Origin of the sequence: Flavobacterium sp. (genome assembly GCF_043722275.1) — a bacterium.
In the GTDB taxonomy this organism is placed as follows: Bacteria; Bacteroidota; Bacteroidia; order Flavobacteriales; family Flavobacteriaceae; genus Flavobacterium.
In genome coordinates this window covers 1-14,209 of record NZ_JAYSPC010000176.1, presented here as the reverse complement: position 1 = coordinate 14,209, position 14,209 = coordinate 1, and the positions used below count along the sequence as shown (strand labels likewise).

At 32.7% G+C, this 14,209-nt stretch carries 10 protein-coding genes; 3 read left to right on the top strand and 7 right to left on the bottom strand.

Annotated elements, in window-relative coordinates; all coding sequences use genetic code 11:
* From ACHZDT_RS20935 to ACHZDT_RS20925, 3 genes are all read right to left on the bottom strand, one after another.
* The coding region (locus tag ACHZDT_RS20935; RefSeq protein ID WP_394776645.1) for a hypothetical protein at positions 1–517 on the bottom strand (517 nt) is incomplete at its 3' end.
* Positions 518–589: 72 nt separating this feature from the next.
* Positions 590–1,438: a hypothetical protein gene (locus ACHZDT_RS20930; RefSeq protein WP_394776644.1), complete on the bottom strand. Its 849-nt coding sequence runs from the start codon at positions 1,436–1,438 to the stop codon at positions 590–592.
* A 393-nt stretch (positions 1,439–1,831) separates the two neighbouring features.
* The gene (locus tag ACHZDT_RS20925; protein WP_394776643.1) at positions 1,832–4,021 is read right to left on the bottom strand and encodes a glutamine synthetase III; all 2,190 of its coding nucleotides are present in this window, start codon (positions 4,019–4,021) and stop codon (positions 1,832–1,834) included.
* 427 nt (positions 4,022–4,448) lie between these two features.
* Between ACHZDT_RS20925 and ACHZDT_RS20920 the strand changes: the two genes are divergently transcribed.
* The 3 genes from ACHZDT_RS20920 to ACHZDT_RS20910 all read left to right on the top strand — a co-directional run bounded on the left by ACHZDT_RS20920 (position 4,449) and on the right by ACHZDT_RS20910 (position 8,876).
* Complete coding sequence (locus ACHZDT_RS20920; RefSeq protein ID WP_394776642.1) at positions 4,449–5,462, top strand: glutamine synthetase beta-grasp domain-containing protein; 1,014 nt, start codon at positions 4,449–4,451, stop codon at positions 5,460–5,462.
* A 192-nt stretch (positions 5,463–5,654) separates the two neighbouring features.
* Positions 5,655–6,623, top strand: a complete 969-nt coding sequence (locus tag ACHZDT_RS20915) for a TerC family protein (protein ID WP_394776641.1) — start codon at positions 5,655–5,657, stop codon at positions 6,621–6,623.
* Between the two features lie 456 nt (positions 6,624–7,079).
* Complete coding sequence (locus ACHZDT_RS20910) at positions 7,080–8,876, top strand: T9SS type A sorting domain-containing protein (protein ID WP_394776640.1); 1,797 nt, start codon at positions 7,080–7,082, stop codon at positions 8,874–8,876.
* Positions 8,877–8,933: 57 nt separating this feature from the next.
* On the opposite strand, the gene ACHZDT_RS20905 is transcribed toward ACHZDT_RS20910, so the two are convergent.
* The 4 genes from ACHZDT_RS20905 to ACHZDT_RS20890 all read right to left on the bottom strand — a co-directional run bounded on the left by ACHZDT_RS20905 (position 8,934) and on the right by ACHZDT_RS20890 (position 14,007).
* On the bottom strand, positions 8,934–9,449 hold the full coding sequence (locus ACHZDT_RS20905; RefSeq protein ID WP_394776639.1) for a hypothetical protein: 516 nt from the start codon (positions 9,447–9,449) through the stop codon (positions 8,934–8,936).
* 92 nt (positions 9,450–9,541) lie between these two features.
* A complete protein-coding gene (locus tag ACHZDT_RS20900; protein WP_394776638.1) occupies positions 9,542–10,411 on the bottom strand; it encodes an alpha/beta hydrolase in 870 nt (289 codons plus the stop codon).
* 407 nt (positions 10,412–10,818) lie between these two features.
* Positions 10,819–12,855, bottom strand: a complete 2,037-nt coding sequence (locus ACHZDT_RS20895; protein WP_394776637.1) for a M13 family metallopeptidase — start codon at positions 12,853–12,855, stop codon at positions 10,819–10,821.
* 279 nt (positions 12,856–13,134) lie between these two features.
* Positions 13,135–14,007, bottom strand: a complete 873-nt coding sequence (locus ACHZDT_RS20890) for an AraC family transcriptional regulator (RefSeq protein ID WP_394776636.1) — start codon at positions 14,005–14,007, stop codon at positions 13,135–13,137.
* Positions 14,008–14,209: the final 202 nt, after the last annotated feature.

Genomic DNA, 14,209 nt, shown 5'->3' with positions numbered 1-14,209 from the left:
GGTTGATCAAAATTATCGAAGCTCCGTTTCCTGTCTGGGTAATTTTCATGTTTTTTGACATGGAATTGGTTCCAATATTCTGAATGTTTTGATTGTCTCCTTTTTGGATCATTTCCATATTTATATTGTAATTGGTGTACAATGTAAAATCAGAAATTTTATTATTATCTCCTTTTTGAACTACGTTTTGAGTAATCGTATTTGCTTTTTTATCTAAAAACAATTGATTACGATCTCCGTTTTGATCAATAGCAACTTTGGTTTCATTTGATTTTAAAATTGCTGTCACTCTATTCAAATCGCCTATTTGCTGGATCTGAATTCCTGATTGGATTTTTTGATTCAAATCATTCTGTGCTTTTTTATCCATTGAGGAAACTACACTAAAAGCTTTTTCTTTAGAATTAAAAACAGAAGAACTGTAAGGCTTAAAATCCGAATTATCCTCTTTTTCCTGTGCATAAAATACAGTTGAAAAAAGGAGAAAAAACACTATATATAAAATGAAAGTTTTCATCTTGATTTATTTAAATTTAAAAAAATGAGATAGTCACGTTTCAGGACTATCTCATTTGTGTATTTTCAAAAATTACATACCTGTCTGTGTAACAGTTATAGAATTTAAGTTTCCTTTTGAAAATGCAATACTTTGGTGAGCAGCTCCTGTTTGAGTTACAGTTGCCATGTTGTTATTACCAATTTGTAAAGTGTTTTCGGTTAATTTAGTTCCGTTTTGAACGCTTGTAGCTTTATTGTCATCACCATATTGATAATGGTTTGAAGTATTTTTATCAGCTGCTGAAGTTCCTGTTGGAGAAGTTTGAGTTTGCCAAGATTGATTATGAACACCACCTTGAGAAGCATAAGCTACGTTATTATCTCCGTTTTGAGTTTGTGTTGCTTCATTTTTGCTATGTGGAGCAAATGGTACATTTACTGCTGCAACATGTCCTAATTGAGTAGCATTGAAAGGAAGCCCTGTTGGTTTTTCATTTCCTGTTGTTCCCTGATCTACAGTTGCAGTATTGCTGTTTCCTGTTTGTTTTTGAGTTGCGATATCAAATCCTCCAAGTGCAGGACCTCCACCTACAATTTGATCTTGCCAGATCGTAGCAGTATTGCTGTTTCCGGTTTGAGTTTGGTACGCTTTGTTGTCATGGTTACTTTGAGAAATAAATGCGCCGTTGCTGTTTCCTGTTTGTTTTACATCAGCTTTGTTGTCTTTTGCTGCGTACGTAGCCGGTTGAATTCCCTGATACACTTCAGATTTGTTGCTGTTACCATTTTGATCCACGAGAGATCCATTTGTAGTTCCGTTTTGCGTTACAATACCAGTGTCAGAATTCCCTACTTGGTTTACTGCTGATGTGTTTCCTTGCGCAAAAGCTGCGGCTCCGACAAATAGCATCGCGGAGATGCTTAAAATTACTTTTTTCATAATAGATATATTTAATTGGTTATTAATACAACTTATTATGTAGGTCAGTGTGATTTGGGGAAAATCATGCCATCAAAATCGTCATTCGAAAATACTATCAGAATACTTATTTTCTTTCTTCCTGACCAAAATTAAAAAACTTCCTGAAAATCAAATCATCTACAAATACCTATTTTACAACAGCTTAACAACTTTTCGATGAAATGTAAAACTATGTCGATGAACTGCTGATATGTCATTTTTTTTTCATAAGAAAATAACTACTTATTACAATTTCGTTACAATTACACTGTTTCAATTGATAAAATCGAAGCATAAAACCCTTATTTTGAAATATGTATAAAAAAAGCCTGTCTTTTTAGAGACAGGCTTTATATGAATGTTGTGTAATTGTTATTTTGTAAACAACAATTCTCTGTATTTAGTCAAAGTCCAACTTTCGTCATCAACCAGTAATTCTAATTTATCACAGTGATTACGAATCTCTTCAAAATAAGGTTTTACTTTATTGCAATAATCTTCTGCCATTTTCTGCGCATCGGTTAAATGATTGGCTGTTCTTCTTTCATCGGTCATTGCCAATACTTTAGAATTAATTCCTTCAATATGAGCTGAAATCTCTTTTATTAAAACAATTTGCTCTTTGGCAATAGTTTCAAATTCTTTCCCGAAGATTTCTTTTAATCCTTTTACATTTTCAATTAATGTATTTTGATAACGAATTGCTGTCGGGATTACATGATTTCTGGCAATATCGCCTAAAACTCTTCCTTCAATCTGAATTTTTTTGGTGTATTCTTCTAATTCTATTTCATAACGCGCTTCGGCTTCTACATGATTTAAAATTCCTAATTCAGAAAATAAATCTAATGCTTGTTTCGAAACTTTGGCTTTAATGGCTTCAGGAGTAGTTTTAAAATTGCTTAAACCTCTTTTAGCCGCTTCTTTTTCCCAGGCTTCACTATATCCGTCTCCTTCAAAAAGAATTTTCTTTGATTGTTTGATGTATTCTCTTAAAACATTAAAAATAGCATCGTCTTTTTTCATGTCTTTCGACTCGATCAAAGTATCCACTTCAATTTTAAAATCTTTTAATTGTTTTGCTACAATTGCGTTCAAAGTTGTCATTGCGTTTGAACAATTTGCATTTGAACCAACGGCTCTAAACTCGAATTTATTTCCTGTAAAGGCAAACGGCGAAGTTCTGTTTCTATCTGTATTGTCTAAAAGTACATCTGGAATTTTCCCGACTACATTTAGTTTTAAATCTGTTTTTTCTTCAGGAGATAGTTTTCCGGTTGTTACGCTTTCTAACTCAGATAAAACTTTTGTTAATTGTGCTCCAATAAAAACCGAAATAATTGCCGGCGGTGCTTCATTTGCTCCTAACCTGTGATCGTTACTTGCTGTTGCAATCGATGCTCTTAATAAAGTTTCATAATCATTAACCGCTTTTATGGTATTGATAAAGAATGTCAAAAATTGTAAATTGCTCATTGGCGTTTTACTCGGACTTAATAAATTGACTCCTGTATCTGTTGCCAATGACCAGTTGTTGTGTTTTCCTGATCCATTTACTCCTTTAAATGGTTTTTCATGAAATAATACTTTAAAATCATGGCGTTCTGCAACTCTTTGCATTACATCCATTAATAATGAATTATGATCGACGGCAAGATTTGTTTCTTCAAAAATTGGAGCCAGCTCAAACTGGTTTGGCGCCACTTCGTTATGACGTGTTTTTACCGGAATTCCCAACAACATACATTCTTGTTCCAGATCTCTCATATACGTTAAAGCACGCGTGGGGATTGATCCAAAATAATGATCGTCTAATTGTTGCCCTTTTGCAGATGTATGTCCTAATAATGTTCTTCCGGTCATCATTAAATCCGGACGCGAATTGGCTAATGCTTTGTCAATCAAAAAATATTCCTGTTCCCAACCTAAAGTTGCTGTTACTTTTTTTACATTTTTATCGAAATATTTACAAACTTCGGTCGCTGCTTCATCCATTGCTGATAAAGCTCGTAATAACGGAATTTTATTGTCTAATGCTTCTCCTGTGTATGCGATAAAAACTGTCGGGATACATAAAGTTGTTCCATATATAAATGCAGGAGAAGTTGGATCCCACGCTGTATAACCTCTGGCTTCAAATGTATTTCTGATTCCGCCATTCGGGAAACTTGATGCATCCGGTTCCTGTTGTACTAATTGTGCTCCGCCAAATTTTTCTACAGGATCACTTCCGTCATATGAAATATCAAAAAAAGCATCGTGTTTTTCTGCTGTTGTTCCTGTTAGTGGCTGAAACCAATGTGTATAATGAGTGACACCTTTTGACAATGCCCATTCCTTCATTCCCATGGCGATATAATCTGCCAGTTTTCTGTCAATTTTAGTTCCGTGCTGAATGGCGTCTCTAACACCCTTTAAAGCATCAGAAGTTAAAAACTGCTTCATTGCTTTTTCATTAAACACATTTGCACCAAAAATATTAGACTTTCTGTCGATTTCTTCAAAATGTACCGGCTTTCTTGTAGAAGCTTCTTTTAAAGCTTGGAAACGTAATGTTGACATGTATATAATTTTAAAATTCGTAATAATTTTCACTAAAAAAAGAGGAACAAATATAATCAATTAAACAGCCTGTTTTAAAGATAAATTTTAGATTTTTATCCGATGATTTTTCAACATTAGAAGCTTTTATCAAAGAATAATTAATTCAATTGAAAGAAATATAACAAAATACCACAGTAATATTCATTAAATAAACATTTTTTCACAATTCCTTAACCCTGAAATTCAAAAAACAACTCTCATTTTTACGAATTTATTTTTTAATGGTAATAAAAATTGCTTTTTTAAAAATATACCCCTTATAAAATTGCGCTTATCTAAAAAATAATAGCCCACTAAACAAAACAGCCCCCTAATTTTTAGGACTAAAAAAATAAATCTATATTTGACCCAACAAAAAAAAACAAAAAAATTAATTTATATTATTATGGCTAAAATTAAGTTAGAGTACATTTGGTTAGATGGATATGAACCAACTCAAAATCTTAGAAGTAAAACTAAAGTTGAAGAGCATGAAAATTTCAAAGGAACATTAGAAGAACTTGAAAATTGGTCATTTGATGGTTCGTCGACAAAACAAGCTGAAGGCGGTTCTTCAGACTGTTTATTAGTTCCTGTTGCTATTTATCCTGATCCAACTCGCATCAACGGATATTTAGTTATGACAGAAGTTATGTATGCTGACGGAACTCCGCACTCATCAAATGGTAGAGCTACTATTGATGATGATGGTGATTTTTGGTTTGGTTTCGAACAAGAGTATTTCATCATGGATACTAAAACTTTATTGCCATTAGGTTTCCCTGTTGGAGGTTATCCTGCTCCACAAGGTATGTACTACTGCTCTGTAGGTGGAAAAAACACTCACGGTAGAAAATTAGTAGAAGAACATGCTGACTTATGTATCGCTGCCGGAATTAACTTTGAAGGTATCAACCAAGAGGTTGCCTGCGGACAATGGGAATTTCAATTATTTGCTAAAAGTGCTAAAAAAGCCGGTGATGAAATTTGGATTGCAAGATACTTATTAGATCGTTTGACTGAAAAATATGGTTACTATATAGAATATCACCCAAAACCACTTGGAGATACAGACTGGAATGGTTCAGGTATGCATGCTAACTTCTCTAACGAAGTTTTAAGAACATGTGGAGATCAGGCAACTTACGAAAAAATTTGTGAGGCTTTCCGTCCTGTTACTGCTGAACACATTGCGGTTTACGGTGCTTACAACGACCAACGTTTAACTGGTAAACATGAAACTGCTTCTATTCACGATTTCTCTTATGGAGTTTCTGACAGAGGCTGTTCAATCAGAATTCCTTTAATGACGGTTCAAAAAGGTTGGAAAGGTTGGTTAGAAGACAGAAGACCAGCTTCAAATGGTGATCCATACAAAATTGCTGCAAGAATTATCAAAACTGTAAAATCAGCGCTATAATTCAAAGCTTAGATTATATCTTAAAAGTGCCATCTTAATCGATGGCACTTTTTTTGTCTTATTTTACGAGCTAGCAAACCCGACAGGTTTTAAAAACCTGTCGGGTTTATAAATTTGAAAGTAATTTTCTAATAATTAATTTTTAAGTTAAACTTCAAAACTTATCTTTGTAAATCACTAAAAAGAAGTATCATGATTGTCTGGATTTTATTTTTATTAGCCGTAGTTTTTATCCTTGCTTTAGATTTAGGAGTTTTTAATAAAACCCCTCATATTATAAGCACCAAAGAAGCAAGTAAATGGACCATTATTTGGGTAACAATGTCCTTCTTGTTTTCGGGAGTAATTTACTGGCTTTATACTACAGATTATATTGCAAATCCTGACAATCTTAAACCTGCCGTAGCTTCAATGAAGTTTATTACAGGTTATTTGATTGAATTATCTTTAAGTGTCGATAATATTTTTGTGATTGCAATTATTTTTGCTTCATTCAAAATTCCGCAAAAATACCAACACAGAGTTTTATTCTGGGGAATTTTAGGCGCTGTTATTTTCCGCGGATTAATGATTTTCTTTGGTGTAATGTTAATCAATAAATTTACCTGGACGACTTATGTATTTGGTGCTTTCCTAATTTTTACTGCGCTAAAAATGTTGTTCTCCGGAGATGATGATGACTTTGAGCCAAAGGATTCTTTTGTATATAAAACATTAGGAAAAATTATTCCGATCACGTCTGAAATGGAACATGAGAAATTTTTCATTACTACAAAATCAGCAAAAAAAGCGGCTACTCCTCTATTTGTTGCCTTGATTGTTATTGAAGTTATGGATGTTCTTTTTGCTGTGGACAGCGTTCCTGCAATTTTAGCCATTACCTCAGATCCGTTTTTAGTATTCAGTTCTAATATTTTTGCTATTTTGGGATTACGTTCTATGTACTTTTTCTTAGCGAATATGTTGGCAAAATTCAGTTACTTAGAATATAGCTTAGTAGCAATTTTACTTTTTGTAGGTTTAAAAATGATTTTACATGAATGGGTTCCGGTTCCTGAATGGGCATCTTTAGGATTTATTGCTCTTTCACTTTTAGTGGGAATTTTGGTTTCTCTAAAATACGGAAAGGATGCAGAAGAAGCTCCGAAATTGGAAGAATAGTTTTTCAAGACATATATTTATAAAAAAGGAGACTGCAAAAACAGTCTCCTTTTTTTAATGGGATTATTTGACCGTTGCTGACAAGAATTAGAGAAATTTAGAACTGCGAGCGAAAACTAGATTTACAATTTGCACTTATACACAAAATAACCACAATCTTGTCATCCTGACGCAGGAAGGATCTACGTAAGTAGCTCGACAAAGACTTTTTCTTCCTTTATATTTATACTATTAATTCTTTACGGAGTTACTTGCGGAGATTCCTCGTTCCTCGGAAGGACAAGATTGAGGATAAACCATTGATTAAAAACCTAAAAAAAAGTAAATTCTTACGATTATTGTTTTATCAATTGTTAAATTATAAGATAAATATTATAATTTAACAATTTAAAATAAGATTATACTTTTATATAGGATATATTTACATCATTATAAACTATTTAAAAGCCTTTTATTATGAGAAAAAAATACATTTATCTCGTTTTATTACTTGTATTTAATACAGTGATGTTCGCACAAAAAGTTATTCTAACACCCACAGCAGTGAATGGAGCGAGTGTAAGCAGTAGCGGACCAATTAATTTAGGAGGAACGCCTAATTCTAGTGTCTCCTTAGGAGTTCGAGTTGAAATGCCTGTAATTCCAGGAAATACTGGTACAATTAGCATCTATTCTATATATGGACTTAATGCCAATGTTGTTATCGGAGGTAATGGCGGAATTTTAATTTTCAATGAAGGTAAAATAGCCTCGCGAAGTTTTGTGGTCAATTTAAACTGGAGTGATTTTCAAACTTCAGGAGGTTATATTTATGCAGAGTACAAAACAGCTAGTAATGTTTCATACAAAAGTGGTTACATCGCTGTTGTAAAAAATGCTACAATGGGCGGAGGAACTATAAACCCACCTGCAGATGCACCTAATCCCTCAAAAATAACCAATACTTTATGCTGTAATCAAACGGTGCGACTAGGCGAAAAACCCGCTCCCATATTAGGTTCTCAATACTTAAACCCTTATGAAAATTACATATATGGTGTAAATAGTCGATGGACTATTGACAATGGAAATATTGTAGGAGTAGACAACGCCTCTAAAACTTTATATCTAGATTACACTACGCAACTTAAGAACCTAACAATAAAAAGATTTTTAGGGTATAATGGGGCTAGTGATTTACCTAATGGAAGTAATACTATAACTATTACTGTTGTTCCATCACCAATCACTTCAAATGAAATTCGTGTTACTGGCTCGACAAATTCTGACGGCTCAATTGAAATCGCCACTACTAATCCAAAAGATATATTAGGAGATCAAGCATCTATAAATTTAAATATTCTTCAAAATCCTCTTAATACTCCAACGAGACGCGATCCAAGTGTAATTATTGAGAAATATGAATGGGAATATTCCATAACAAATGGCACAGCTGCAGAAGAAAGAGCTTGGAATACAATTTCTAATCAATCTTCAATATCTTTAAATTCAATGTATCTACCACGTTTTAACAGCAATAAAGACAACTCCTATATTGTAAGAAGAATTGCTTTATATCAAAATTTAAAAATAGCAAGCAATACATTAAAAATATCAATGAGAGCGATACGAGATAATAATACCATATGTTGCGACCAAAATTTAGAGATCTCATCTACAAACTTAATTCAAAAACCATCTATTATTACTGGAACAACTACAATATCTGATAAAAATACTTATCTGTTTTATCAATGGCAGAGTCAGATAATTAGCGAACGCGGATTAAAAGTTAGTAATTGGACTAATATTCCAGAAGCAACATCCAAAGATTATACCCCACCAACACCTGAATTTATTCCTGGGACTGGAAGAAACCAACCTACAGTTCCAATTTACAACTATAGACGTATTGCAACAGATAATGGTTATCTTGGAGAAACGTACTACAGTAACGAAATAAGTTTAACTTCTTCCACAAGTGGATATTCAAAATCATCATTAATAATATATCCCAACCCAGCTACTTCAATACTAAATATTGAAAACACAGACACAAGTTTATATGGTGGTAAAAATTTTAAAAATGCTCTTGTCAGCATTGTAAATATTATGGGTAATGTCGTAAATTCAAACGATTTTTCCTTATTAAATTCAAATCTCATTAATGTTAATATTTCAAATTTACCTGCAGGACTTTATTTTATAAATATTTCAGGCGACATTACCAGCCAATTGTCATATGCTGAACAATTTACATTTGTTAAACAATAAACACATATTCATAAAAAAAGGAGATCTTGCGATCTCCTTTTTGTCTAATTATGAAAATTACAAATTAACTTTCTTGATCTCACTTTCATTTAACTTTAAAGTTTTCATCACATCTAAATAATTATCTGTTTTAAGTGTTGAAGCTAATACAGAAGGTACAATTACAACTCTAAAAGTCTGATTATTAATATAACTCGGAGTATTTAGTAAATTATAAGTTCCTCTTGCTGTAATAATAAAGTCAATTTTACTGAAGTCAAAATCGTAATCTAATTCGTTTCCATTATCTAAATAGATAGTTCTTGGTATTAATTGCCAAACTGGGGTACTTGGATTGATAGTACCAGTTAATCGGTAAATTAAAACTGTTTCATCATCGTATAAATTTCCGCCTACTTCAAATTGAAATGTACTTTTTAAATTGTATTCATTATCTGCAACTCTACCTAAGTTAACATTATTAATTTCAAATGCCTGAGGAATTGTATCATTATCTACATCATCATCATTATTTGAACATCCAGAAAACGCGATTAATCCAACAACCGCGAAAAGTATAAATATCTTTTTCATAATTTTAATTTTAAGGTTTTATATATACATAAAGGTATTCCAAAAATCAAACCAAAAAAAATATTTGATGTAGTTCTTGTTAAAAATTTCTATTATTTTTTTGTAACCTGCTGATTTTTAAGCAAAATTTTATTAAAAAATAATACGTGATACGGCAATGAATTTTCCCAATAATCCCATGTATGTGCTCCGGGACGTTCTGTGTAATCGTGTTCTACTTTATTATATACTAATCTTCTATGTAATTCTCTGTTAGGTTCTATTAAAAAATCATCTACTCCGCAATCAATAATTAGAGGCAGTTTATTTGCTTTTAGTTTGTCTAACATTCCCATTACGGCGTATTGTGCATACATTTCTGAGCTGTCGCTTTTGTCTCCAAAAACAGGCTGCATCAATTTTACTACTTGCGCCGAAGATTCACGATTCAGCATTGTACTCATATCGACTGCTCCGCTCATGCTTGCGGCGGCACAAAATAATTCGGGATGTTTTGCCGATAAATACAAAGCGCCATGACCTCCCATAGAAAGTCCTGTAATTACTCTTCCGTTTCTGTTGCTTATCGTTCTATAGGTTTTATCCACTTTCTGAATCACCTCTTGTGTAATAAAAGTTTCAAACTGACTTCCTTTATTTACGGGACTGTCTAAATAAAAACTGAAAGTTTCGCCTTCGGGCATTACAATGATAATATTGTATTGATCAGATAAACCTTGTACTAATTTTTTGTTTGGAGTATTTTTCAACCAATCGCCAAAATGTCCGTAAGCGCCATGCAATAAATACATCACCGGAAATGCCGATTTGCTTTTTGAATACGAATTTGGTAAAACAACCGCAGCTTTGTAGGTTTTGCTCATGGCTGTACTTACCACTTGTAACGTATCTACTTTTGCCGCATAACTCATTGACGAAGCGCATAAAAGAACCGTAAATACTAGAATTCTAAAGTTTTTCATAGTTTGTTTTTTTCTGATTAGGGATTGTAAATATACCTCTTTCCAAATATATTATATGAAAAATCCGACTTGTTTTTTGATAGTTTCATTATGTGTTTGTGATATATTTTGTAAAAAAAGTTCGCCACGAATTGCACGAATTTTCACGAATTGTATTGTGGGATAATTTATTGGTAAAATGCCACAGATTAAAATGATTTTTGGGATTAATTCGTTTCAAAAAAATTATCCTAATTTCAATAATCAAATTCGGGAAATTCGTGGCAAAAAAAAATCATTTTTAATCCATATAATCCGCGGCAAAAAAACAGCGAAAACCAGTTAAACCCGTCAAACCCACGGGTAATCTATGAAAACAAAAAACCACTCGCCGAAACGAATGGTTTTAATGTAATTTATTTAAACTCTTACCAGATTACTACACGTAAACTATCGGGCTGATACATTTTATCTCCTTTTTTGACATTGAATGCTTTATGAAATTCCGGAATATTGCTCAAAGGCCCGTTGACTCTGAATTGTTCCGGCGCGTGAACATCTGTCATTATCTGATTAATTTTAGATTCATCTCTTCTGTTAATCATCCAGGAATAACCATATGCAAGGAAATAACGCTGTTCAGGAGTTAGGCTGCTGATTTTTTCCTTGTTTTTAAATTGTGCTGTTTTCTGAAACGCTTCATAACCCATAATTACACCACCTAAATCGGCGATATTTTCACCTTGAGTCGCGTCACCATTTACATTTTTCCCAAGTATTGAAAATTTATTGTATTGACCGACTATTAATTGCGTTTTAGCTTTGAATTTTTTCAAATCTTCGGCTGTCCACCAGTTATTTAAATTTCCTTTTTCGTCATATTGACTTCCCTGATCATCAAAACCATGCGTAATTTCATGTCCGAAGAAAGAACCACCAATTATACCATACAATATAGCATCGTCCGGCATGCGACCTTCATAGCCCGGAACTATAATATTACAAGCCGGAATCACAATTTCGTTATTACTTGGGTTATAATACGCATTATACGTTTGCGGCTGCATTATCCATTCGTTTCTGTCAACTGGTTTTCCATATTTATTAATCATGAACTGGTATTCCCAAATTTTTGATTTCATCACATTTCCACAGTAGGAATTTCTGTCTATAGAAAGTTGGCTCATATCTTTCCACTTATCCGGATATCCCAGTTTCATTACCATTTTACCCAGTTTGAATAATGCTTTTTGTTTCGTAGCATCGCTCATCCAGTCTAATTTTTTAATGTGGGAAGCGAATACATCACGAATATTATTTCCTATTTCCAATAATTTCTCTTTGACGCCTTTTGGCATATAATCGGTCACATAAACCTGACCCACTAATTCTCCTAAAGAAGCATCTGTTTGCTCTACAACTCTTTTCCAACGAGGATTTTGAGTAGAAACTCCGTTCATAACTGTATAATAGAAATTGAAATTTTCTTTTTCGATTGCCGAAGTCAAATAAGGTGCATAAGCTTTTACAAGATTTGACTTAAGATATGTTTTCCATTCTTCAACAGTATATTTTTTAAGCGTAGTATTTAATGCTTTGAAAAATTCCGGCTGACCTACAATAACCGAGTCGGCTTTTGCAACGCCTAAAACTAGCAATACTTTTTTCCAATCAATATCTGGCGTAATGGCATTGAATTGAGCAACCGAAAGTTTATTGTAATTTTTTATAGGATCGCGAAGCAATTCTAATTTGCGGGAAGATTTTGCCAGATCAGTTTCGAGTTTCATAATTGTTGCGGCATTTTTTACAGCAACACTTTCTTCTTCTCCAAGAAATCGCATCATTTTATTAAGATATCCCGAGTAAGCGGCACGAATTTCAACATTTCGTTTGTCCGAATCCAGATAATAATCTCTTTGCTTCATTCCTAAACCGCCTTGTCCAAAAAACAAAGCATATTTTGTACTTATTTTATCATCTTGTCCCACATAAAATGTAAATGCCGGTTCTGCTCCTATGGTTTGCAAATGTGCAATTGTCGTGATTACTCCCGAAATATCTGTAATTGAGTTTATCTTTTTGATTTCTGCATTTAGCGGAGACAAACCTGCTTTTTCGATGGCAATTGTATCCATTCCTGATGCATAAAAGTCACCAATTTTCTGTTTATTACTTCCTTTTACAACCGATTCATCTTTAGCCGAATTTTCGCAGATACTTTTAATTTGTCCGTTAATCGTATCAATAACGGTTCTCATTATTCCGTTACTGCTGTTTGTTTTCGAAATAGGATTTTTTTTGAACCAGCCATTATTGGCATAATTAAAAAAATCTTCGGCAGGATTTACGGTTGTATCGCGATTGGTAATTAAAGGATCCTGAAATGCGACTTCTTTTTTGTTACAGCTCAAAAAAGTCATTCCTATAATAAGGAATGTTACAGAGTTTCTAAATAAATTCATTAAGTTATAAAATTTGGTGATGATATTAATCGATTATTTACGTACTTGTTATCATTCGAGAATAACAAGTATGTAAATATAATTTTTATAACAACAACAAAATTAATAAATTCCAAATTTTAAATTCCAAAAAAGCTAAATGCAAATTCCAAATATTAAATTCCAAATTCCAAAAGTAGCTGCGACTTCGCACCATATATTAAATTCTTTCGTATCGTAAAACAAAAAAAAACCGAAGCTTCTTTTGAAGTTCAGGTTTTCAATCAGATAAAAGTTTTTTTAGCTGATAATAATTTTGTGTTCGTGGCGGTATTGCGAAGCGCTTTTACCTGTATATTGTTTGAAGGATTTACTAAAGTGACTAAAATTATTGAATCCGCTTTCATAACATACTTCGTTAATACTTATAGGTTTTTCGGCCAATAGTTTTGAAGCATGAACTAAACGATATTCGTTTACAAATTCGGTAAATGTTTTATTGGATATTTTTTTAAAATAACGACAAAAAGAAGGTGTCGTCATACTTACCAAACTCGAAACTTCGTCAATAGCAATTGATTCCTGAAAGTGATCTTTAACATAATTAAAAATTACATTGATACGATCATTATCCTGCGTTTGTAATTCTAATGAAAAACCATCAGCGTTCAAAACTGTATAATCTTCGGATGCATCTAATTCATTCAAAATACTCAAAAGTGTAAGCAAACGTTCAAATGGAAGTTGATCTTCCATCATTTCGATTTTTTTACCAAGTTTCTTTTTGGTTTCTCCACCAAAAGCGATTCCGCCTTTTGCCTGACTCAAAATATTCTGAACCTTTTTCATTTCCGGAGCCGAAAAAAAATCATTTCCTAAAAATTCAGGTTTTATATGAATAACTGTTTCTGTTGTATTCCCTGTTTGCTCATTTGTAAAACCACAATGAGGTAAATTAGAACCTATTAATATCAAACTCCCATTTGTATAATAGGACACATGGCTTCCTATTTGTCTTTTACCGGCGCCTCCATTAATATAAACCAGTTCAATTTCAGGATGATAATGCCAGACATGAGACTTAATATTGGTCTTTTCGGCATGTTTAATATAGGTAAAAGAACTGCCGTATGAGTTTGATATCACTTCAAGAGCGGGGGAGATTGTCTTCATGATAAAAATCTTTAAAAAATAATAGCAAATTTAACAAAAATACCTAACATAATGCACAAATTAACCTATATCGGTTTCGTAAATGAGAATTTTGCAGAAAAAATAATAAAAATTGAATTTTAAAATTGTGATAAAAAGGCTGTTTTTTAAACAACTCATATTTTTTTCTAACAATTTTTCCATATATCGTATTTTATTAATG

Coding starts and splice junctions, on each gene's coding strand:
- ACHZDT_RS20905 (WP_394776639.1), bottom strand. CDS start 9,449: ATGAAAAAGATATTTATACTTTTCGCGGTTGTTGGATTAATCGCGTTT.
- ACHZDT_RS20900 (WP_394776638.1), bottom strand. CDS start 10,411: ATGAAAAACTTTAGAATTCTAGTATTTACGGTTCTTTTATGCGCTTCG.
- ACHZDT_RS20915 (WP_394776641.1), top strand. CDS start 5,655: ATGATTGTCTGGATTTTATTTTTATTAGCCGTAGTTTTTATCCTTGCT.
- ACHZDT_RS20910 (WP_394776640.1), top strand. CDS start 7,080: ATGAGAAAAAAATACATTTATCTCGTTTTATTACTTGTATTTAATACA.
- ACHZDT_RS20930 (WP_394776644.1), bottom strand. CDS start 1,438: ATGAAAAAAGTAATTTTAAGCATCTCCGCGATGCTATTTGTCGGAGCC.
- ACHZDT_RS20920 (WP_394776642.1), top strand. CDS start 4,449: ATGGCTAAAATTAAGTTAGAGTACATTTGGTTAGATGGATATGAACCA.
- ACHZDT_RS20890 (WP_394776636.1), bottom strand. CDS start 14,007: ATGAAGACAATCTCCCCCGCTCTTGAAGTGATATCAAACTCATACGGC.
- ACHZDT_RS20895 (WP_394776637.1), bottom strand. CDS start 12,855: ATGAATTTATTTAGAAACTCTGTAACATTCCTTATTATAGGAATGACT.
- ACHZDT_RS20925 (WP_394776643.1), bottom strand. CDS start 4,021: ATGTCAACATTACGTTTCCAAGCTTTAAAAGAAGCTTCTACAAGAAAG.